This is a genomic window from Pseudomonas sp. MF09156, assembly GCF_059862305.1.
Window position 1 is genome coordinate 137,371 of record NZ_JCBCUR010000008.1, and the last position, 18,082, is coordinate 155,452.

The following is an 18,082-nucleotide window of genomic DNA, read 5'->3' on the forward strand; positions in this document are numbered from 1 at the left end:
TCGCTTCTCCTGTGGGGCTGCTTCAAGCGAACTCGCGCGCCCTGCCGGCGCCCTGGCCGGACACCCAGATGGAATTAAAGTTGTCGAGCATCACCTGTTGGCAGGCGACCGTTGCGTCGCCGCCCAGGGGCGTGAACACCGCATCGATGTTCGGGTACACAAAAAACGGCAACGACACTCTGGCGGTGCTGGCGCGGTGGATGACCTGGTGCGGTGTACTGGTGAACAGGCCGTTGCTCCACTTCATCAACATATCGCCGAGATTGACCACCACCTCGTGTTTGCGGCACGGCACGTCGATCCAGCGCCCCTGGGAAAACGCACTGAGGGCGCAGGCATCTCGCGGGTCCTGGAACAGCAAGGTGAACATGCCGTTATCGGTGTGCTTGCCCGCGCCGCTGCCCGACGGCGGGTAATACAGGGCGCGCTGGATCAACACCGGGTCGGAAAAAAAGCCCTGGAAAAATTCGCCATCCAGCCCCAGGGACCGGGCCAGGCCGCGCAACAGCGCGGGCACTACGTGGCTCATTACTTCGTGTTGCAGAGCCAGCATGGCCATGGCAAATCCGGGCGCCTGGTCGTCGCTGGGCAGCAGGTTTGGCCCGGTAAAAGGCAAGTCGCAGGCTGGTGCTTCCCGGCCCATGTCGAAATGCTGCTTGCGGTCGGGGCCGGTGGGCGCATGCAGGGTCTCGCCAAACGTATCGACATACCCACGGCACGTCTTGGGGCTGACTACTTGGCGGTCCTGGCCGAACTGCTTTTTGATCGACAGTGGCAGCGCAAAGAACTGGCGCGCCGTGGCCAAGGCATCCTCTATCAACGAGAGCCGGATACCATGATCGGCCAGGTAGAAGAATCCATCATTGACGCAACAATCGCGCAAACGGCTGACTTCATAATCTGCTTGGGTCGATGCAAGGCGCTCAAGGGAGATACTTTTGAGCACATCCATGTTCGACTCCTGATTATTTGTTGACGGCGAACGCCAAGTAGTGGGCTTGCACGTCGTTTAAGTAAGCAGCGTTCATAAAGGAGGGCAGTGCACAAAGTTGTGCAGAGGCGGTTAACTTGTCCAGGAATTTATCAAAGTGTTCGTCTTGATAAAAACTACAGCGAGTACTGAACAGAATCACTCCACCCTGCGTGGTAATGCGCATAAGTTCATGGATCGCCTCGATGGGTAAGTGGCCCTGGATAAACGCACCGCAACAAAAGGTCGCGTCATACTGGTTATCTGCAATCAATGGATTGTGTTCCGTAAGATCCACCCCGCCATACAGTCTGGCGTAGGCCTGGGTCTTGTGCGCCAGGTGGATCATGGCCGGCGACAGGTCACACCCGTCTACCGGCGCAAACCCCCGTAGCATCAGCTCTTTACCCACCAGGCCAGTGCCGCAGCAGGCATCCATGATACGCAGCGACTGGCGCTCCCGCGGGGCTCGGTGCAATGAGTCGAAGAGATCTGCGAGCATGCTGGGGCCGCAGTAATTTTCTTCAGAGACATCATTGTCATAATCGGCTGACCAGGTCTCGTAGTAGTTCTTTAGACGCGAATAGTCACGACCAAAGTTGAGTGCCTGATTCACGGAAGTTAATGGGGCAGTTGCGACGCCATTGCTTGCATAGTTTTCGCTGGCCATTCTGTATTCTCCGGAAAAATGTTTTTCTGGTTGAATTAGTTAATGGTACTGCGTGGGGTGTTCATTCTTGTTCGGTAACTACGATGGTGTAAAGCGGGGGATAGACGACTTATCCTACAAAATGCGCGACATGGTTAACTGGTCGTTATACATAACGTTTATTGAGCTGATGTAATTCCCGCCACTGGCGTCCAGTCACAGACGCCGGGGGCGATCAAGGGAGGTTGCCCGGGGTGCAGTGCTTTTCACGCCGTGGGAGGTACGCAGGATGTGGGCCGAGCAGGGTACGGTTAATGGTCGCGGTCACACTTCGTCACCTTGGGCGCGGCCTCAGCTGTGCTGCTGTTGCTGCGCGGCAAACGCCTGCGCCAGAAAGTCGATCAACGTGCGCACCGACGGCAACAGTCCCCTCCTTGAAGGGAAGACGGCGGTGATCACGCCTTCGGTGGGGCGCCAATCGGGGAGCAGGCTGATCAGGCGCCCGTGTCTGATCTCATCCTCGACCACCGCCAGCGGCAGGTTGGCGACGCCCACGCCCTGGAGCACCGCGCTTTTCAGGGTGGGCATGTCATCGCTGATCAGCCGTGGTGCGTGGCAGATCTCGGCCGTCTCGCCTGCTGGCCCGGTCAGGCCCCAGACGTACTGCGCTGTCGGGTTGCCCCAGCAGATGGTCGGCAGTCCTGACAAATCGGCAGGGACCAGGGGCCGTGGATGCTCCTGTAAAAACCCCGGGCTCGCTACCAGCACCTGGGTGCTCCTGGCGAGCAGCTTCATCACCAGGTCGCTGCTTTCCAACGGTGGGAAGCACAGGTTCAGCGCAATGTCATAGCCCTCGCTGATCACATCGACCTTACGGTTGAAACTCTTCACGTTGAGCTCGACGCTGGGGCACTGCGCCATGAACTGGCCCAGCATCGGCGCCACCCAGTAATTGAGCAGGGCGGTGGTGCAACTCAGGCGAATCACCCCACGCGGCTCGGCCTTGTTGAAGGCGATCAGGTCCTCGGCCGACTCCGCCTCGGCGGTCATCGCCACGCAGTGGCGGTAATAGGCCAGGCCAATGTCGGTGACCTGGAACTGCCGGGTCGAGCGCTGTATCAGGCGTGCCCCCAGCCGCGCCTCCAACTGGCTGACCCGGCGGCTCAAGGTCGACTTGGGCATGTTGAGTGCCCGACCGGCCGCCGCGAAGCCACCATGCTCCACCACCTTGGCGTAGAGGAAGAGTTCATTCAGGTCGAACATGCGCATCGTTCCAATTTTGAGATGGTGAAGTCTAATTCAACCACTACCGAACACCTAGAGTGATGACTAAGGTGGAGCCGCTGTTTGTTTCAGGCCACACACGCGCAGTGAATCACGGTAGCGGCAGGGGGCATATGGGCTGGCACTCGGTGGGCTGGACTGGCTCGGGTGGGCCATTAGCGTTGGCTCCGTTCAGGGTAAATCTGCAGGAATGCAAAAAATGATCGCCTTGCGCTAACAAAAATTGCTGTGCGCAGGCGTTCCATTGTTGGAATTGTCAGCTGTTGCCAGGCGCTTCGAGGCCTGAGGTCCGAAAGCGAACTAACCTGGCGAGTCGTAACCCATTCATATCTGCACAGGACGTGCAGAGCCTGCCGGGCATTTGGCAGGCAGTCATGCCAGGGAGGTTCATCCACGCAAGAGGAAATGCAAATGAGCGCTTCAGGTAGCGCTGCAAACTTTAATGGTCAGAAGCCGACGATTGACCCCACCGACACCGCCATGTTGCTGATCGACCACCAGAGTGGCCTGTTCCAGATCGTCAAGGACATTGATGTTCCTCAATTGCGCGCCAATGCCATTGCCTTGGCCAAGGCCGCGACCCTGCTGAAAATCCCGGTCATCACCACCGCTTCAGTGCCCCAGGGGCCGAACGGCCCGTTGATCCCGGAGATCCACGAGGCGGCGCCCCATGCCCAGTACGTGGCCCGGCGCGGCGAGATCAATGCCTGGGATAACCCCGAGTTCCACGCGGCGGTCAAGGCCACCGGCAAGAAGACCCTGGTGATTGCCGGCACCCTGACTAGCGTGTGCCTGGCGTTTCCGTCCATCGCGGCGGTGCATGAAGGCTACAAGGTGTTCGCCGTAGTCGACGCGTCGGGCAACCACTCGAAACTGGCCACCGACCTGACCGTCGCGCGCCTGGCCCAGGCCGGCGTGGTGCCGATCGACATCATGGGCACCCTGTCGGAACTGCAAGGCTCGTGGAACCGTCCGGATGCCCAGGAGTGGGCGAACGTCTACACCCAGGCCATGCCGCACTACCAACTGCTGATCGAGAGCTACATCAAGGCCCAGCAAGTGGCAAACAATCACGAAGAGCTAGACTCCCAGCGCAAGTAAATACGGCTGACCTTCCCCGGTGCAGTCCATTTGGGCAAGCACCTTTTTTATCAGGAGCATCATGATGTCTAAACCTTACGTTCGCCTGGACAAAGACAACGCAGCTGTCCTGCTGGTTGACCACCAGGCTGGCTTGCTGTCGCTGGTCCGCGATATCGAGCCCGACAAGTTCAAGAACAACGTCCTGGCCCTGGCTGACCTGGCCAAATACTTCAAGCTGCCGACCATCCTCACCACCAGCTTCGAAACCGGCCCCAACGGCCCGCTGGTGCCCGAGCTCAAGGCCCTGTTCCCGGACGCGCCGTACATTGCCCGCCCTGGGCAGATCAACGCCTGGGACAACGAAGACTTCGTCAAGGCCATCAAGGCCACCGGCAAGAAGCAACTGATCATCGCTGGCGTGGTGACCGAGGTGTGCGTGGCGTTCCCGGCACTGTCGGCCCTGGCCGAAGGCTATGACGTGTTTGTGGTGACCGATGCCTCCGGCACTTTCAACGAACTGACCCAGCAATCGGCCTGGGCCCGCATGACCGCCAACGGCGCCCAACTGATGACCTGGTTCGGCCTGGCGTGCGAGCTGCACCGCGACTGGCGCAACGATATCGAAGGCCTGGGGACCTTGTTCTCCAACCACATCCCGGATTATCGCAACCTGTTCACCAGCTACAACGCGTTGACCGAGGGCAAGTAAGCCCCAGCCCCACCTCCTGTAGGAGCCGGCTTACCGGCGAAAATCGTCAACGATAATGCGGGCAACCTGCAGAAACGCAGCCAGTTTGCGTTTTTCGCTGGCAAGCCAGCTCCTACAAAAAGCCGGGGCTCATCTGACCCTGTAGGAGCCGGCTTGCCGGCGAAAAACGTCAACGATAATGCGGGCAACCTGCAGAAACGCAGTCAGTTTGCGTTTTTCGCTGGCAAGCCAGCTCCTACAAAAAGCCGGGGCTCATCTGACTCTGTAGGAGCCGGCTTGCCGGCGAAAATCGTCAACGATAATGCGGGCAACCTGCAGAAACGCAGCCAGTTTGCTTTTTTCGCTGGCAAGCCAGCTCCTACAAAAAGCCGGGGCTCATCTGACTCTGTAGGAGCCGGCTTGCCGGCGAAAATCGTCAACGATAATGCGGGCAGCCTGCAGAAACGCAGCCAGTTTGCGTTTTTCGCTGGCAAGCCAGCTCCTACAAAAAGCCGGGGCTCATCTGACCTTGTAGGAGCCGGCTTGCCGGCGAAAATCGTCAACGATGACGCCGGGTGTCAGGTCTCTTATTTCACCGCAGCTTGGCCCACCGGCACGCGACGCTCCTCGCTCGTCAGCAGGCGGATCAGGGGCGAGGCGATAAAGGTACTGATGATGGCCATGATCACCAGCATGGTGAAGTACTCCTTGGGCAACACGCCCAGGTCATAGCCCACGTTGAGCACCACCAGTTCCATCAGCGCCCGGGTGTTCATGCACACGCCGATCAGCGCGCTGTTGCGCGGTGTCTCGCCCAGCCAGCGGCTGGCGCCGTAGGCCCCGAAGAATTTACTGGCGAACGCCACCAGGCACACCAAAAAGCAATTGAGCAGCGCCGTGTCGCCGTTGAGCGAGCCGATGTCGGTGCGCAGGCCGGTGTAGGCAAAGAACACCGGCAGGAAAAACGCATTGACCAGGCCGCTGACCTTGGCATTCCACTGTGTGACAAAGGGTCGGTGGGTGTGCAAAGCGACGCCGATGATAAAGCCGCCAATAATCGAAAATACGCCGATCAGGTTGGTAATCACCGCACTGCCAAACAGCACGATCAGCATCAGGGAAATACCCTGGGCCGACAGCGGTTTGCGCTCCAGGTCGCCGATGATCCAGCGCAGCACCAAGGGTCGCACCACCCACAGCACCAGCACGATAAACACGGCCAGCGCAAGGATCCTGCCCAGGGAGGCCCACACGCTGAAGTTGGACGCGATGATCGACGTCACCCCACCGAGGATCAGCCAGCCGCACACATCATCGATGGCGGCCGCGCCAATCGTCAGGGTGGCCACGCGGGAGCGGGACAGCCCCAGTTCCATGAAGATCCGCCCGAGGATCGGCAGGGCGGTGATCGACAGCGCCGTGGCAAAAAACAGCTGGAAGGCCAGCAGCGGTGGCTTGTCGCCGACGATCTGTTGCCAGAAATACTCGGCCACCAGGAAGCCACTGGCAAACGGCACCAGCAGCCCACCCAGGCTGATCGCCATGATCGAGCGTTTACGCCCCTTGAGGTGGGCGCCGAATTCAAATTCCAGGCCCACCTGGAACATCAACAGAATCAGGCCGACCTGGGCCGTGGCGACAAAGGCGGTGGAGGTTTGCGGCACAAAGATACTGCTGAGCAGCTCCGGGAAAAAATAGCCCAGCAGGCTCGGGCCCAGGACCAGCCCGGCGAGAATTTCCCCGGCCACCGGGGTTTGCCCCAGGCAGCGGGTGCTGAGCCAGGAAATCAGGCGGCTGGCGCTGAAAATCACGATCAGTTGGATCAGGAACAACAGGGTCAAATGCTCGGCCTGGGAACCCACGGCCGATTGCCCGCCCGCAGGCGCAGGGGCTTGTAGCGTGATAGCGCTGGTGTTGGTTTGCATGGGGATGTCCTAGTACTTGAGGTGTCAGAGCGGGGGCTTGCGCCAGCCGCCGAATTCCATTTCCAGAAAGCGCGCGGCGTCCAGTAACAACGCGTCCTGTCCCAGCCCGGCGACCAGTTGCACGGCCACCGGACAGCCCTCGTCGAGGCGCCCCATGGGCACGCAAAGGGCCGGGAAACCGAGCACATTGAACAGCGCGCAATAGCCGATATCGAACGGGCGCTTCAGGGCACTGCCATGCGCCGGCGCCACGGTCGGCGTGGCGGGCAGCACCAGCATGCTCTGGCCGTCGAACAGCCCGGCCAGGGCCTGCTGCAAATGATCGCGCTGCTTGAGGAACCGCGAGAGCCCGGGGTTGCCCAGACGATCGCCGCAACTGTCCATCAGGCTGGCGAGCAGTGGCCCCCGGGAAAACTGCGGCTTGCCGGCGAGGGCGGCATACAACGCCCGTGGATAATTCAGTGGCTGCCCATCCCCGAGGTAGTCGGCCAGGTGGATGCGGGTCTCGCACTTGAGCACGGCCAGCCAGATAAAAAAGGCGTTGGCAAAACACCCCTCATTCCAGGCTTGCACATCCACGCCCTGGTCTGCATAGCGCTGGCCGGTTTCGATCACCGCCGCCGTCACGGCGGGCGAAAGTGGCGTACCCCACTTCAGAGGGGCCGGCAGGCACACGAACACGCGCTTGAGCGTTGTCGCCCGGGTCGGTTGTTGATAGTCCGAGTGGATATTGCGGTCGATTCCGTCGCTGCCCGCGATGACTTCCAGCACGGCGCCCAGGTCCTCTGCGTAGCGGCACAACGGGCCAGCCGCAAAGTGGCTGGCAACGGCCTGGGACACCGGCAGCGACACGCGGTGTTCGTCCAGCGGCAGATGCCCGCTCAGCGGCACCAGCCCCCGCGATGGCTTCAAGCCAAAGATCCCATTGAACGCCGCCGGGATCCGGATCGAGCCGCCACCGTCGGTGCCCAGGGCAAAGGGCACGCATCCACTGGCCACCAGCACCGAGTCGCCGCCGCTACTGCCACCGGCGGTGCGCGAGGTGTCGTAGGGGTTGAGTGTGCGGCCATATACCAGGTTGTCCGTCTCGGGCCACAGGGCCATTTCGGCCTGATTGCCCAGGGCCAGGGGGATGGCGCCGGCGGCCATCAGCCGTGCGGCCACCGTGGCGGTGCTGTGGGCGCGGGTGCTGCGGCGCAGGCGTGAGCCGCAGGTCTTGGGCTGCCCCGCAAGGCCCAGGCCCTCCTTCATGGAGAAGGGCACGCCATGCAAGCGTCCCAGTGGCCGCCCCTCAAGCACATCATTTTCGGCCTGGCGAGCGGCGTCGCGGGCCGCCGCGAACAGGTCGACCGCCATCGCATTGCACAGTGGCTGGACCTGCTCCAGACGCGCAATGCATTGCTCGATCAGCTCCACGGGGGAAATCTGTTTGCCGCGGATCAACCCCGCCAGTTGCACGGCACTCAGTTCCAACAGGTCTGCCCCAACCTGCGCCATGCCGTTCATCCGCGACGTACCAGGTCGAGGAAGCCACCTTCCTTGCCAAACGGCGACTTGAGCAGCTCCGGCGACTCGCCATATTTGTAGAACAGCGAAGGCCGCAGGCGCAGGACCGCCGCCCGTGCCAGGTCCTGCACGGCGCCACAGCCATGGCGCAGTAGCAACGTGAGGTGACGTGCCGACAGCGACCACTTGACCATTTTCATCAGCCGCACCCGCAGCAGTGCCGAGCGCAGGTAATAGTTGGATGCGTAGATCGGCCGTGCGCGGTTTTCGGCCTTGTACAGGTCGAAGTTGATGGTGCGCGAGTAAAGGTTGGGCATCATCGTCGGGCTCAAGCCCGGGTTGGAGCGGCGGATCTCTTGCAGCAGGCAGGCAAACGGCAGCGGCGAGGGTTGCATCTCGCGGGTATAGCGCGGCAGCAGGTCGGCAAACTGCTGGGCCTGGTGACCATCGAGAAAGTCCCCGGTCATGTACATCGGCAGCACCACATGGAAGTACGCCATGTTGGCGAACAGCAGGGTCCAGCCCATCATGAACGGGTCGTCCATCACCTCGTACCACTTGCTCCAGGTGTCCTGCAGGGCCAGTTGCGCCTGGATATGCGATTCCAGGCAGTTGACGTAGGCGGGCGTGAGGCTGCCATGGATGTCCTTCTCGATCATCGCCGCCACCTGCGGGATCTGCTGCGCCACATAGGCCAGCCCGGCGCTGTTGGCCGGGTCGAAGGTAAAGGCCGCGTCACCCAGCAGGAACCAGCCTTCGGTCGAGTAGTACTGCCGCGCCTCGTACATGTAGTTGTGCATGGCCTGGGTATCGACCAACTGGCCCGACTCGATCAGCTCGGTGATGACCGGGTGGTCGGCCATGACCTTGTTTTTGAAGGCCTCCAGGGTGCTGATTTTTTCCTCGATCATGTCTGGGCGGTAGGTGATACCGATGCTGATCATCTCGTTGCCATCATCGCTGCGCATCGGGATCATCCAGATCCAGTAGCCCTTGCCGTAGAAATGGTGAGTCACGTAGTACGGGTCGTAACAGTGATGCTTGTCCTTGTGCGCGGTGATGCTGGACAAGATGCTGCGGTCGAAGTCCTTGAGCCTGAGCCAGAAGGTACTGCGCTGGTAGGTCGCCTCTTTGTGCAGCTTGAGCTTTTTTGCCATGAAGCGATTGCGGCCGGTGGCGTCCACCACCCAGTCGGCGGTCAGTTGCTGTTGCTCGTCGGCGGCGCTGCGCAGGGTCAGCAGATGGGTGGCGTGCTCGCCGGCGTTGAGGTCGACGGCGGTGACGTCGGCCTCGATCATGTCTACTTGATGCTCGCCGACGATCTGGCGCAGGTCCTTGTCGAAACTGAAGCGGTTGAGGTTGTAGGCCGGCATGCGGATCACGCCGGGTGCCTCGTGGACCACGTAGTTGCGGCACTCGGGGTTGTTGCGCAGCTTCAGGTAATAGGTCAGGCCGTACTTGTGGTAGTGCTTTTCTTCCAGCAGGCGCCCCAGCCCCAGGCCCTTGAAGAAGTGGGTGGTCAACTCGACCGTGGACTCGCCGACGATCGGGCGCTTGCGGTCCGGGCGCCCGATCAGGATGACTTCGACACCCGGTAGCCTTTTCTTGAAGTACAGCGCGGCCAGGTGACCGGCGACGCCGGCCCCCATGATTGCGATTCGTTTCATGTCGTCAGTCCCTGAACAAGTGGTGTCGCCGAAGGCGTGGGTGCCTTCGGCGAGCGTTGCCGGTTATGCGCGGCTGGCGGCCGTGATCAATACCTGTGGCTCTACCCGTTGCGAGTAGTCCACGTTGACGAAGGCGGCGCGGATCAGCCCGTCCTGGCCGATCACAAAGGCGCTGGCCATCGGCAGGGTCAGGGCGTCGGAGCCGTTGAACAGCTTGAGGTCGGCGCCCAGGGAGCGGTAGACCTCATCCAGCTCGTCTTCGAGCTTGAACACGATGCCGTACTGGCGCGCCAACTGGTTGTCGGCATCGCTGAGCAACAGGTAGTCGAGGCCGAGGGCTTCACGGGTCTTGCGCGAGAACTGCGGGGTCTGCGCCGACACCGCCACCAGGGTGGCGCCCGAGGCCGCCAGGTCCGCGACCATTTGCTGGTAGGCCGTCAACGCCTGCCCGCAGAAGGGGCACCACAGGCCTCGGTAGAACACCAGCACCAGCGGGCCTTTTTTCAGCAGTTGATTGAGGTCCACATCCTGCTCATCAGCATCCTTGAGCACCGCCAGGGGCGCCTTGTCGTTGGCCTTCAGGGCCTTGTCGTCCAGATGGCTGTCGAGCAGCGTTTGCAGCGACGCCTGGAACTTGTGCAGGACCTCGGCAGGCAGCTGGGCCATCTGGTCCTTGACGGTTTGTAGCTTTTCCTTGAGCGACATGGGTGACTCCTGTTCACGGCTATTGAGAGAGGCTGCGGGTAGCCCGGGTAAAAATCCTGCTGGCGGCTTTGCCGCTGGGTGGGTAGCGCTCGAACAAATCCCGCACCCAGTCCGGGCGGGTCTTGCTGGCGTCGTTGATCCAGTTGGCCACCGAGTCCTGGGCGTATTTGTCGGTTTCATCGAGCATGGCAATCAGCAGTGGCTCGGCGATTTGCGGCTCGCTCTTGAGTTGGGCGATGTGTTCGCACCAAACCCCGCGCGGGCGCAGGATTTCCACGCAGAAACGGCGGATCAGCGGGTCGTCGCTACGGGCATGGCCGCGTAGTAGCACCAGCGCCGCCGCCAGGTCCTGGGCCAGCAGCGGTCGCAAGGCAATCCAGGCCCATTCGCGCACCCCAAAGTGCGGGTCGGTGGCGAACTGGAACTGGCTCAGCAAGGCCTGTTCCAGCTCGCTGTGGCGTTCGCAATAAGCGTTGGCGAAGGCCGCCCAACTGCGCACGGTGTCCGAAGGATGCTCCAGCAGCAGGCGCCAGGTCTGCTCGCGCAAGGGCAGGGCGGTGCTTTCCAGCCACTGCCCCAGCGCCAGGCCCAGGCCGGCGACTTTCTTGGAAATGCCCAGCGCCTGGCTGGCCTGGGCTGCGCCGAGCAGTGTTTGGGCCAGGGTAGGCTCCAACTGCGGGGCAATGGCGCGCGCCAGCGCCACCTGGTCAACGGCCAGGCATTCGCCCAGGTTGCGCGTGGCCAGGCGGCCCTGGTCAATCAGGTCTTTGCGTTCTTCACTCATATCGATACCACCGACGCGGTCGTGGGCTGTTCAGGTGTTGGGCTGGCGGCGCAATAGCGCCCCGGGGAAAGCAGGTTGTCGGGATCCAGTGCCGCCTTGATCCGCGCCCCAAGTTGCCAGGCGGGCCCCTGGGAGTCAGTCAACAGGTGCATGAAGCTGGCGGGCACGCGATACGGCAACACACCCAGCGCCTTGCCTTCGGCAAACAGCTGGCGATAGCACTCGTGGGCACGGGCCGAGGCCTGGGCGTGCGTGCGGTCGAACAGCAGCGGCACGGTGCAGTCAATGGCACGGCTCGACAGGCTGGTCAGCGTCACCGGGCAAGGCATTTGCTGTTGGCGGCACCGGCGGTGCAGGGTGCGCACAAAGTCGGCGACTTCCTGGGTCTTGAGCGGCAGGATCGGCGCGTACCAGATCAGCCCGCAGTTATCCCGTGCCGGGTTCAGCGGCGCATCCGGCAGCGGCTTGGCGCCGGCGGTGTAGGCCAGCGGCAAGGCCACTTCGCTGGGCTGGCCTTCCATCAGGTCGATGCCTTGCAGCATTTTGCCCAGGGTCAGTTGCCAGCGCCGGGACCAGCCACCGGGCAGATACCCCAGCAGGCGCCGTGCCGCAGTCAATTGGCCCCGGGTCTTGAACAGCGATTTGCTGGCGAAGGGCTCAAGCTCAATGCTGATCATGCGTTTGAGCGAGGCGTGCTGCGCCTTCTGGCAATAGATCGAACCCACGCCCATCCACGCGGGCAGGCCCAGGGCATCGGCGGCGGCCCGTTGCTGTTCTTCGCTCATGCCCACCACCTGGGTGTCTTCACTGGCCATGGTCAGCAGCCGCGTACGGTTCATCAGGTTGATGCCGCCGATCTGCCCGGGGGCCAGGTCAAGCATGCGCTTGATACCCGCCAGGGCTGCTTCCAGCCCTTGTTCTTCATCCACCCAGAAGTAAAACGGCTGGATAACCTCGGGCTTGCGCACCAGGGCAATCGACATTTGCGTCACCACGCCCAGCCCGCTCTGGCTGAACAGGCCGTCGAGGTACGGCCCCACACCCCATTTGAAACAGGGCGCGCTGCCTCCCAGGGCCATGGGCGAGCGGTACAAGGTTCCGTCTGCCAGCACCGCTTCAAGGCCCAGTACCGCCTGGAAATGGTCGGTATGGGGGGTGATGCCGAAGCCACGCTCAAGGGCATTGCCGAGCACGCTGCAGGTCGGGCCGGCGCCGGTGACTGGCGTCATCCAGGGCAGGTTGTGCTCCTGCAGGTAGCGAGCGAGGTCGCCCTGGGTCACCCCAGGCTCCAGGGTCACCACCGACAGCGCCTCATCGAACGCCAGAATCCGGTTCATTGCGCTCAAGTCCATCAGCACGCAGCGGGCGTCGGTGGTCGAAGCGGTGCCGTAGCCCCAGTTGTGCCCGGTGCTGATCGGGTGCACGGCAACTCCATAGCGCCGGGCGATCGCCATGCACGCCGAAACTTGCTCGGTGCAGCGTGGCGCAATCACCACCCTGGCATACGCGGCGGAGCACATGGTGTCTTGCTGGAAGCGCTCGATGCTTGCCGCGTCGACGCGCACCCCCGCGTCACCGAGCACCTCGCGCCACTGCTGCTGGGCGAGCGTCAGGTGGGCGGATTCAAAAGGCACTGGCCAAGCCTCCGAGGCGCAGGAACAGGCGCAGCTGGTTCACATCCGCCTGGCGACTGGCGGGCAGCGCACTGTAGCGGCGGCGGAACTCGGGTTTGAGCACCCTGACGCAACGGCGCTTGGGCGTGCGGATCACCATCATCAACGGGCTGAACGCGGTGCTGTAGACCTTGGCGCAAGGGCCCAGGTAGCTGGCGGCCAGGGTCTGGAATTCCTCCAGGGAGAACGCGGCCAGCAGCGAATTGCGGTAGTCCAGCAGGGTTTCGGCGTCTGCGCCGTCGCTGGCGCGCTCGACAAAGTAGTCGACGGACTCGATGGTTTTCAGGCGCCCGAAGTCATTCAGGTAGATCGCCCGGTCATTGCGCAGCACCCGGGAGATATTGCGAAAAGTGCCTTCCAACTGGCCGAGGTTTTCCAGGTGATGCAGGGCCATCGACGAGATCACCACATCCACGCTGCGGTCAGCGATCGTGGCGAGCCGGGTCATGTCATCTGCAATCAGCTGGACGTTGTCGATGCCTTGCTGGTGGCACGCTTCACGGGCCACCTCCAGCATATTCTGCGACAGGTCCATGCCGATGAATTCGGCCCGTGGGTTGAGCCGTGCCACTTGCAGCAACAGGGCCGCCGGGCCGCAGCCGATGTCCAGCACCACGTCGCCGGGCTTGATCAGCGCGCACATCTGCGCACAGTGATAAAGGTGGGTGCCGGACAAGGCCTGGCCCTGGGCGGCGCTGTCGGCGTAGGACGCCACACTCTGCTGCTGTTCCATGACCAACGCAGGCTCGGGTATACGCTCGAAGGGCTGCTTGATCGTTATTTCTCTGAATATCGCGCGCAGCAATCCGCTGTCCATACTGCTTCCTCCATGAAATGACGTTTGAACGTGCTTACGCCAGGGCCAGCGCCCGCTGGATCCGTGGCGACAGGTTGCGGCCATGCACGCCGCAGCGGGCCATATGGGTCAGCACTTCGTGCGCGTCCCAGTGGCGTACGCTGCCGGTGGCGGGCAGGCGGATGTGGGCGTAGTCGCTGCGGCAGAAAAAATCGAAGAAGTGCGTGCGCTGGCCTTCCACGGCAAACCCCAGGGAGGGACGCTGATAGGCCTGCTGGAATATCGCCGGCGCATCGCCCAGGTCCAGCGACAGGGGCAGCGACAAGGCGTTGTTGAGCTTGGTGTAGGGCTGCACCCGGCCCATGGGCGAGAAGAACAGCACATTGCGATAAAACGCCCCCGCCCGTGGGTGCACGGCGATCAGCAGCCGCTGCACCCCGCGAAAATGCATGGCCCAGCGAAACATCGCGTTGTAGAGCATCAACGGCACACCCTTGCCGCGATACCCGGCGGCCACGGCCAGGGTGCCGACCTCGGCCAGCCGCCCGCCCGCCAGGCGTTGCAGCACCACCTCATTGCCATGCACCTCTTCCAGGGGCAGGCCGAGCATGGAGTCTTCGATCAACGACACCGTGCCGACGATCTGTCGGTCCTTGATCGCCACGAAGGTGGTAGTGCTGGGCAGCAGATGAAACGCGCAAAAGCGCATGCCGGCCCGGCACACCGTAGAGATACCGCGCCGCGCATAGCTGTCGTTGACCAGGCGCAACGCCTCTTCGAGTTCGAACAGGCTTTGCACCGGGCGAAACTCAAAGCCTTCGATGGCCAGGGGATGGCGGGCGATACGCTGGATAAACAGGCGCCGATACAGCGCCGGGGGAATGTAGCGCTCCAGGGAAACCATGCTGTGGCGGATGACATCGACGCCACTGTGAATGCGTGGCTTCCTGCCGAAATTGGTCATCACTCGTTGACTGTGCAGCATCAAACACCTCCTTGTGTGACTACCGCGATTGAAGCAATTGACGCCCGGGCCTAATGCCCATCCGGTAGTTGCTGGGACAGCGCGTGGCTGGCCGAGATGCAATAGATCGACTCGGACAACGCCTGGCGCTGTTCAAGGCTCAAGCCCTGGATGATGCCGCTGATCCAATCGGTGTGTTCGGCAAACACCTCATCGACCACGCGCTTACCGTCGGCGGTCAGGCTGATGATCAGCTTGCGCCGGTCGGTAGGGTCGGTCTTGCGCTTGATAAAGCCGTCGCCCTGCAGGCCATCGAGCAAGCCGGTCACGGTGCCGGTGGTGATCGACAGGCGCGTCGCCAATTCCAGTGGCGACAGTTTCCCGCCGGCGCTCTTGAGGGTGAGCATGATGACGAAGCGGCCCTCCGACAGGTTGTAGCGGGCCAGGCGGATGGCACACACACGATTGATCGCGGCCGCAGCCGACAGCAGCTCGAAGCACAGCTTGACGCTGTCCCTGACCTCGGCTGGCACCCCGTCAAGCTCGCGCAGCATGATGTGGTGTTTGTTCTCTAAAATATTCATAAGGCGCAGTTTATCTTGGCGCCTTACTAAGTCAACATTTTGTTTATTCTTCGTTGCAAGCACGGGGCAGGGCGCTTCGATCGGCAAGGTTTGTGGTGCAAAACCACAGTGAGTATGTTCGAGGCGGATGCCAGTTTTGGGGCGAGCATTGTCAGTGGCCGGCAACTACTGACCGCGCTCAACCGAGGAGTTCTTCGCCGAGCAGCACCCCGGCAATCACGATCATTGCCGCGCCCGAAACGCCGCTGACATAGCGCGCGGTAACCGGACGTGCCTGCAACACGGCCTGCGCGCCAAACCCCACTAGCAGGTAGACCACCGCACAGCTGAGGGTATGAATCAGCCCTAGCAGCACCATCTGCAGCGACACCGGCCAGGTGGCGCCAGGCTCGGTGAACTGGGGCAACAGCGCGAGGAACAGCAGGAAAACCTTGGGGTTCAGCCCACTGATGCACAACCCCTTGAGCATCCAGCGCTGCCAGCTATTGGCCTCCCGGCTGGCGTGCGCATGGGGTGTGGCAGGGTGGGCCAGCATATTGATGCCGAGCCACAGCAAGTAGCCGGCCCCGGCAACCGTCAGCACTGACAGCGCAGCAGGGTGACGGGTCACCAGGCTACCCACGCCGCCCGCCACGACCAGGGTGGCAAGTAAGTGGCCGCACAGCAGCCCAGCCACTGCGGGGATGACCCTGCGCCCCTTCAAGCCCGCCGCAATCGCGTAGGCCCAATCGGCGCCGGGCGTCAGCACAAACAGAATCGACACTGCCCAAAAGGCAAGCACAGCGGTCCACGTCATTGTTTCGTTCTCCCTGTAGGAATGTGCAGGAAGAATAATGAAATGCAGTTAGAATTTGCTTTCAAAGATACCTGGCACAAGGCCTTGAATTGGGAGAATCTTCTAAGTGGACCGAATTGATCGAAAGATTCTCTGCGAGCTGCAAAAAGACGGGCGCCTGTCGGTCACCGAGCTTGCCGACCGTGTGGGGCTGAGCCTTTCCCCGTGCCATCGACGGGTCAAGGCCCTGGAGGAGTCCGGGGTGCTGCTCGGCTACCGCGCCTTGCTGGACCCCGGCGCAGTCGGCCTGAACTTCTCGGCAATAGTCTTTGTCACCCTGCGCGAAGGCGACCGGCCCGCAGTGGCGGCCTTTGAAGCGGCGCTGCTGGAAATTGCCCAGGTAGTGGATGCCCAGCGCCTGTTCGGCGAGCCGGATTACCTGCTGCATGTGATCACCCAGGATCTGCCGGCCTTTCAACGGCTCTACGATGAGAGCCTGTCGACACTGCCCAACGTGCAGCGCCTGACTTCGACCCTGGTGATGAAACGGGTGATCCAGGACCGTCCGCTACCGTTGTGATCATGGCGTAGCGCCTCATTGGTGCGGCGCTCCCATGCGCCGTGAGGCCCCTACGTCACCTCGGTGCGCGGCTTGCTCACCGACCGGCTGGCCAGCAGCCCCAGCTCGAACAGAATCCACATCGGCACCGCCAGCATGGTTTGCGAAAACACATCGGGCGGGGTCAGCAGCATGCCCACCACAAAGCAGCCGACGATCACATAGGGCCGGCTCTTTTGCAGGGTCTGGACATCGGTAATCCCGGCCCAGATCACCAAGAAGGTGGCCACCGGGATTTCAAAGGCCAAGCCGAACGCCAGCAACAGCGCGAGGATGAAGTCCAGGTACAGGGCGATATCGGTCATCATCGCCACGCCGTCCGGGGTCACGCTGGTAAAAAAACCGAACATCATCGGGAACACCAGGAAAAACGCAAACGCCATGCCCGCGTAAAACAGCACTACGCTGGCGGCCAGCAGCCAGGCGGCGGTGCGGCGTTCCTGGCGGTACACCGCTGGCGCGATCATGCCCCAGGCCTGGTGCAGCAACAGCGGCATGCTGATGAACAGGGCGATCATCATGGTCAGCTTGAGCGGCGCCAGAAACGGCGAGGTCACCCCGGTGGCAATCATGGTTGCGCCGCTGGGCAGGAAATCGCGCAACGGCTGCGAGACGAAACTGTAGAGCTGCTGCGCAAAGGGGAACAACGCGCAAAACACCAGGAGGATCGCCAGGACGCAGCGCACCAGGCACGAGCGCAGCCGGGTCAGGTGGCCGGTCACCGACAGGCGCGGGGCAGGCAAGGGCAGGTCGCTCATGGGGCAGGTTGTCCTGGGGAGGTGGTGGTGGCTGGCGGCGGCGGGGACTCCAGGCGGATACCGTCGCGCAGTTGCTGCTCCAGTTGCCGCAAGGGTTGCTGGTCGATGCTTTGCAACAGGTGCTCGTGGTCCAGTTCCTGGGTGACCTGGGCCTTGAGCGTATTCATCGCCCGCTTGGCCCGGCCCAGCCACAGCCCGGCATTGCGCGCGGCAATCGGCAGGCGTTCGGGGCCCAGCACCAGCAGGGCCACCAGGCCCACCAGCAGCAGTTCGCTAAACCCGATATCGAACATCAGTGTTTGCTGTCTGCAGGTCGCTGAGGTTCGCCTTGCACCTCAAGGCTGGTCTTTTGCGCCGCCTGGGCGCCGGGCTCGTTGCCCATGGAGGAGCGAAAGCCCTTGATGGCCTCACCCACATCACTGCCCAGGCCCTTGAGGCGCCGGGTGCCGAACAGCATCACCACGATCAGCAGCACGATGACCAGTTGCCAAATCCCTATACTACCCATAACGCCACTCCAAGCCATTGATTTGAAATATGAAGGCGCAGTTTGCCGAGGCTTTATGACGGCGCGGTGACGTTTTTGCGGGAATTGTATGAGCCTGCCACCTGGTTGAAACATCCACTGTGTTGACTGTCGCCAGGATCTACA

At 62.2% G+C, this 18,082-nt stretch carries 19 protein-coding genes; 3 read left to right on the forward strand and 16 right to left on the reverse strand.

Annotated elements, in window-relative coordinates; all coding sequences use genetic code 11:
• Positions 1-22 precede the first annotated feature (22 nt).
• The 3 genes from AC19YY_RS19175 to AC19YY_RS19185 all read right to left on the reverse strand — a co-directional run bounded on the left by AC19YY_RS19175 (position 23) and on the right by AC19YY_RS19185 (position 2,882).
• Positions 23-952 (reverse strand): isopenicillin N synthase family dioxygenase, encoded by a 930-nt coding sequence (locus AC19YY_RS19175; RefSeq protein WP_500604665.1) that lies wholly within the window; start codon positions 950-952, stop codon positions 23-25.
• Between the two features lie 13 nt (positions 953-965).
• Entirely contained in the window at positions 966-1,640 is a 675-nt protein-coding gene (locus tag AC19YY_RS19180; RefSeq protein ID WP_170058043.1) for a class I SAM-dependent DNA methyltransferase, read from the reverse strand.
• A gap of 330 nt (positions 1,641-1,970) precedes the next feature.
• The gene (locus AC19YY_RS19185; RefSeq protein WP_169955267.1) at positions 1,971-2,882 is read right to left on the reverse strand and encodes a LysR substrate-binding domain-containing protein; all 912 of its coding nucleotides are present in this window, start codon (positions 2,880-2,882) and stop codon (positions 1,971-1,973) included.
• Positions 2,883-3,314: 432 nt separating this feature from the next.
• Here AC19YY_RS19185 and AC19YY_RS19190 point away from each other — a divergent pair, with 432 nt between their 5' ends.
• The gene (locus tag AC19YY_RS19190; protein ID WP_500604666.1) at positions 3,315-4,004 is read left to right on the forward strand and encodes an isochorismatase family protein; all 690 of its coding nucleotides are present in this window, start codon (positions 3,315-3,317) and stop codon (positions 4,002-4,004) included.
• A gap of 64 nt (positions 4,005-4,068) precedes the next feature.
• Positions 4,069-4,695, forward strand: a complete 627-nt coding sequence (ycaC, locus tag AC19YY_RS19195) for an isochorismate family cysteine hydrolase YcaC (protein WP_032861405.1) — start codon at positions 4,069-4,071, stop codon at positions 4,693-4,695.
• Positions 4,696-5,261: 566 nt separating this feature from the next.
• On the opposite strand, the gene AC19YY_RS19200 is transcribed toward ycaC, so the two are convergent.
• The 10 genes from AC19YY_RS19200 to AC19YY_RS19245 all read right to left on the reverse strand — a co-directional run bounded on the left by AC19YY_RS19200 (position 5,262) and on the right by AC19YY_RS19245 (position 16,074).
• Entirely contained in the window at positions 5,262-6,599 is a 1,338-nt protein-coding gene (locus AC19YY_RS19200; protein ID WP_500604667.1) for a cation:proton antiporter, read from the reverse strand.
• A gap of 24 nt (positions 6,600-6,623) precedes the next feature.
• A complete protein-coding gene (locus AC19YY_RS19205; RefSeq protein WP_500604668.1) occupies positions 6,624-8,096 on the reverse strand; it encodes an amidase in 1,473 nt (490 codons plus the stop codon).
• A gap of 5 nt (positions 8,097-8,101) precedes the next feature.
• Complete coding sequence (locus AC19YY_RS19210; protein ID WP_170058047.1) at positions 8,102-9,772, reverse strand: NAD(P)/FAD-dependent oxidoreductase; 1,671 nt, start codon at positions 9,770-9,772, stop codon at positions 8,102-8,104.
• A 63-nt stretch (positions 9,773-9,835) separates the two neighbouring features.
• A complete protein-coding gene (locus tag AC19YY_RS19215; protein WP_169955799.1) occupies positions 9,836-10,477 on the reverse strand; it encodes a peroxiredoxin-like family protein in 642 nt (213 codons plus the stop codon).
• A gap of 19 nt (positions 10,478-10,496) precedes the next feature.
• The gene (locus AC19YY_RS19220; protein WP_169955800.1) at positions 10,497-11,261 is read right to left on the reverse strand and encodes a hypothetical protein; all 765 of its coding nucleotides are present in this window, start codon (positions 11,259-11,261) and stop codon (positions 10,497-10,499) included.
• On the reverse strand, positions 11,258-12,895 hold the full coding sequence (locus tag AC19YY_RS19225; RefSeq protein ID WP_500604669.1) for an FAD-binding oxidoreductase: 1,638 nt from the start codon (positions 12,893-12,895) through the stop codon (positions 11,258-11,260). The genes AC19YY_RS19220 and AC19YY_RS19225 overlap by 4 nt, the downstream gene beginning before the upstream one ends.
• Complete coding sequence (locus tag AC19YY_RS19230; protein ID WP_169955802.1) at positions 12,885-13,751, reverse strand: class I SAM-dependent methyltransferase; 867 nt, start codon at positions 13,749-13,751, stop codon at positions 12,885-12,887. Before AC19YY_RS19230 ends, AC19YY_RS19225 begins: the two co-directional genes overlap by 11 nt.
• 34 nt (positions 13,752-13,785) lie before the next feature.
• Positions 13,786-14,715, reverse strand: coding sequence for a GNAT family N-acetyltransferase (locus AC19YY_RS19235; protein ID WP_500604670.1), 930 nt, complete (start codon positions 14,713-14,715; stop codon positions 13,786-13,788).
• Positions 14,716-14,765: 50 nt separating this feature from the next.
• Positions 14,766-15,278: a MarR family winged helix-turn-helix transcriptional regulator gene (locus AC19YY_RS19240; protein WP_038441617.1), complete on the reverse strand. Its 513-nt coding sequence runs from the start codon at positions 15,276-15,278 to the stop codon at positions 14,766-14,768.
• Positions 15,279-15,456: 178 nt separating this feature from the next.
• Entirely contained in the window at positions 15,457-16,074 is a 618-nt protein-coding gene (locus AC19YY_RS19245) for a LysE family translocator (RefSeq protein WP_500604671.1), read from the reverse strand.
• Between the two features lie 106 nt (positions 16,075-16,180).
• Here AC19YY_RS19245 and AC19YY_RS19250 point away from each other — a divergent pair, with 106 nt between their 5' ends.
• Positions 16,181-16,633, forward strand: coding sequence for an Lrp/AsnC family transcriptional regulator (locus AC19YY_RS19250; RefSeq protein WP_500604672.1), 453 nt, complete (start codon positions 16,181-16,183; stop codon positions 16,631-16,633).
• A gap of 50 nt (positions 16,634-16,683) precedes the next feature.
• Here AC19YY_RS19250 and tatC read toward each other — a convergent pair whose 3' ends face one another.
• The 3 genes from tatC to tatA are packed head-to-tail and all read right to left on the reverse strand — an operon-like array spanning position 16,684 to position 17,938.
• The gene (gene tatC, locus AC19YY_RS19255) at positions 16,684-17,430 is read right to left on the reverse strand and encodes a twin-arginine translocase subunit TatC (RefSeq protein ID WP_500604673.1); all 747 of its coding nucleotides are present in this window, start codon (positions 17,428-17,430) and stop codon (positions 16,684-16,686) included.
• Positions 17,427-17,723, reverse strand: coding sequence for a Sec-independent protein translocase protein TatB (tatB, locus tag AC19YY_RS19260; protein ID WP_500604674.1), 297 nt, complete (start codon positions 17,721-17,723; stop codon positions 17,427-17,429). Before tatB ends, tatC begins: the two co-directional genes overlap by 4 nt.
• Positions 17,723-17,938, reverse strand: a complete 216-nt coding sequence (tatA, locus tag AC19YY_RS19265) for a twin-arginine translocase TatA/TatE family subunit (RefSeq protein ID WP_500604675.1) — start codon at positions 17,936-17,938, stop codon at positions 17,723-17,725. Before tatA ends, tatB begins: the two co-directional genes overlap by 1 nt.
• Positions 17,939-18,082 lie beyond the last annotated feature (144 nt).

Coding starts and splice junctions, on each gene's coding strand:
- AC19YY_RS19175 (WP_500604665.1), bottom strand. CDS start 952: ATGGATGTGCTCAAAAGTATCTCCCTTGAGCGCCTTGCATCGACCCAA.
- AC19YY_RS19180 (WP_170058043.1), bottom strand. CDS start 1,640: ATGGCCAGCGAAAACTATGCAAGCAATGGCGTCGCAACTGCCCCATTA.
- AC19YY_RS19185 (WP_169955267.1), bottom strand. CDS start 2,882: ATGTTCGACCTGAATGAACTCTTCCTCTACGCCAAGGTGGTGGAGCAT.
- AC19YY_RS19190 (WP_500604666.1), top strand. CDS start 3,315: ATGAGCGCTTCAGGTAGCGCTGCAAACTTTAATGGTCAGAAGCCGACG.
- ycaC (WP_032861405.1), top strand. CDS start 4,069: ATGTCTAAACCTTACGTTCGCCTGGACAAAGACAACGCAGCTGTCCTG.
- AC19YY_RS19200 (WP_500604667.1), bottom strand. CDS start 6,599: ATGCAAACCAACACCAGCGCTATCACGCTACAAGCCCCTGCGCCTGCG.
- AC19YY_RS19205 (WP_500604668.1), bottom strand. CDS start 8,096: ATGGCGCAGGTTGGGGCAGACCTGTTGGAACTGAGTGCCGTGCAACTG.
- AC19YY_RS19210 (WP_170058047.1), bottom strand. CDS start 9,772: ATGAAACGAATCGCAATCATGGGGGCCGGCGTCGCCGGTCACCTGGCC.
- AC19YY_RS19215 (WP_169955799.1), bottom strand. CDS start 10,477: ATGTCGCTCAAGGAAAAGCTACAAACCGTCAAGGACCAGATGGCCCAG.
- AC19YY_RS19220 (WP_169955800.1), bottom strand. CDS start 11,261: ATGAGTGAAGAACGCAAAGACCTGATTGACCAGGGCCGCCTGGCCACG.
- AC19YY_RS19230 (WP_169955802.1), bottom strand. CDS start 13,751: ATGGACAGCGGATTGCTGCGCGCGATATTCAGAGAAATAACGATCAAG.
- AC19YY_RS19235 (WP_500604670.1), bottom strand. CDS start 14,715: ATGCTGCACAGTCAACGAGTGATGACCAATTTCGGCAGGAAGCCACGC.
- AC19YY_RS19240 (WP_038441617.1), bottom strand. CDS start 15,278: ATGAATATTTTAGAGAACAAACACCACATCATGCTGCGCGAGCTTGAC.
- AC19YY_RS19245 (WP_500604671.1), bottom strand. CDS start 16,074: ATGACGTGGACCGCTGTGCTTGCCTTTTGGGCAGTGTCGATTCTGTTT.
- tatC (WP_500604673.1), bottom strand. CDS start 17,430: ATGAGCGACCTGCCCTTGCCTGCCCCGCGCCTGTCGGTGACCGGCCAC.
- tatB (WP_500604674.1), bottom strand. CDS start 17,723: ATGTTCGATATCGGGTTTAGCGAACTGCTGCTGGTGGGCCTGGTGGCC.
- tatA (WP_500604675.1), bottom strand. CDS start 17,938: ATGGGTAGTATAGGGATTTGGCAACTGGTCATCGTGCTGCTGATCGTG.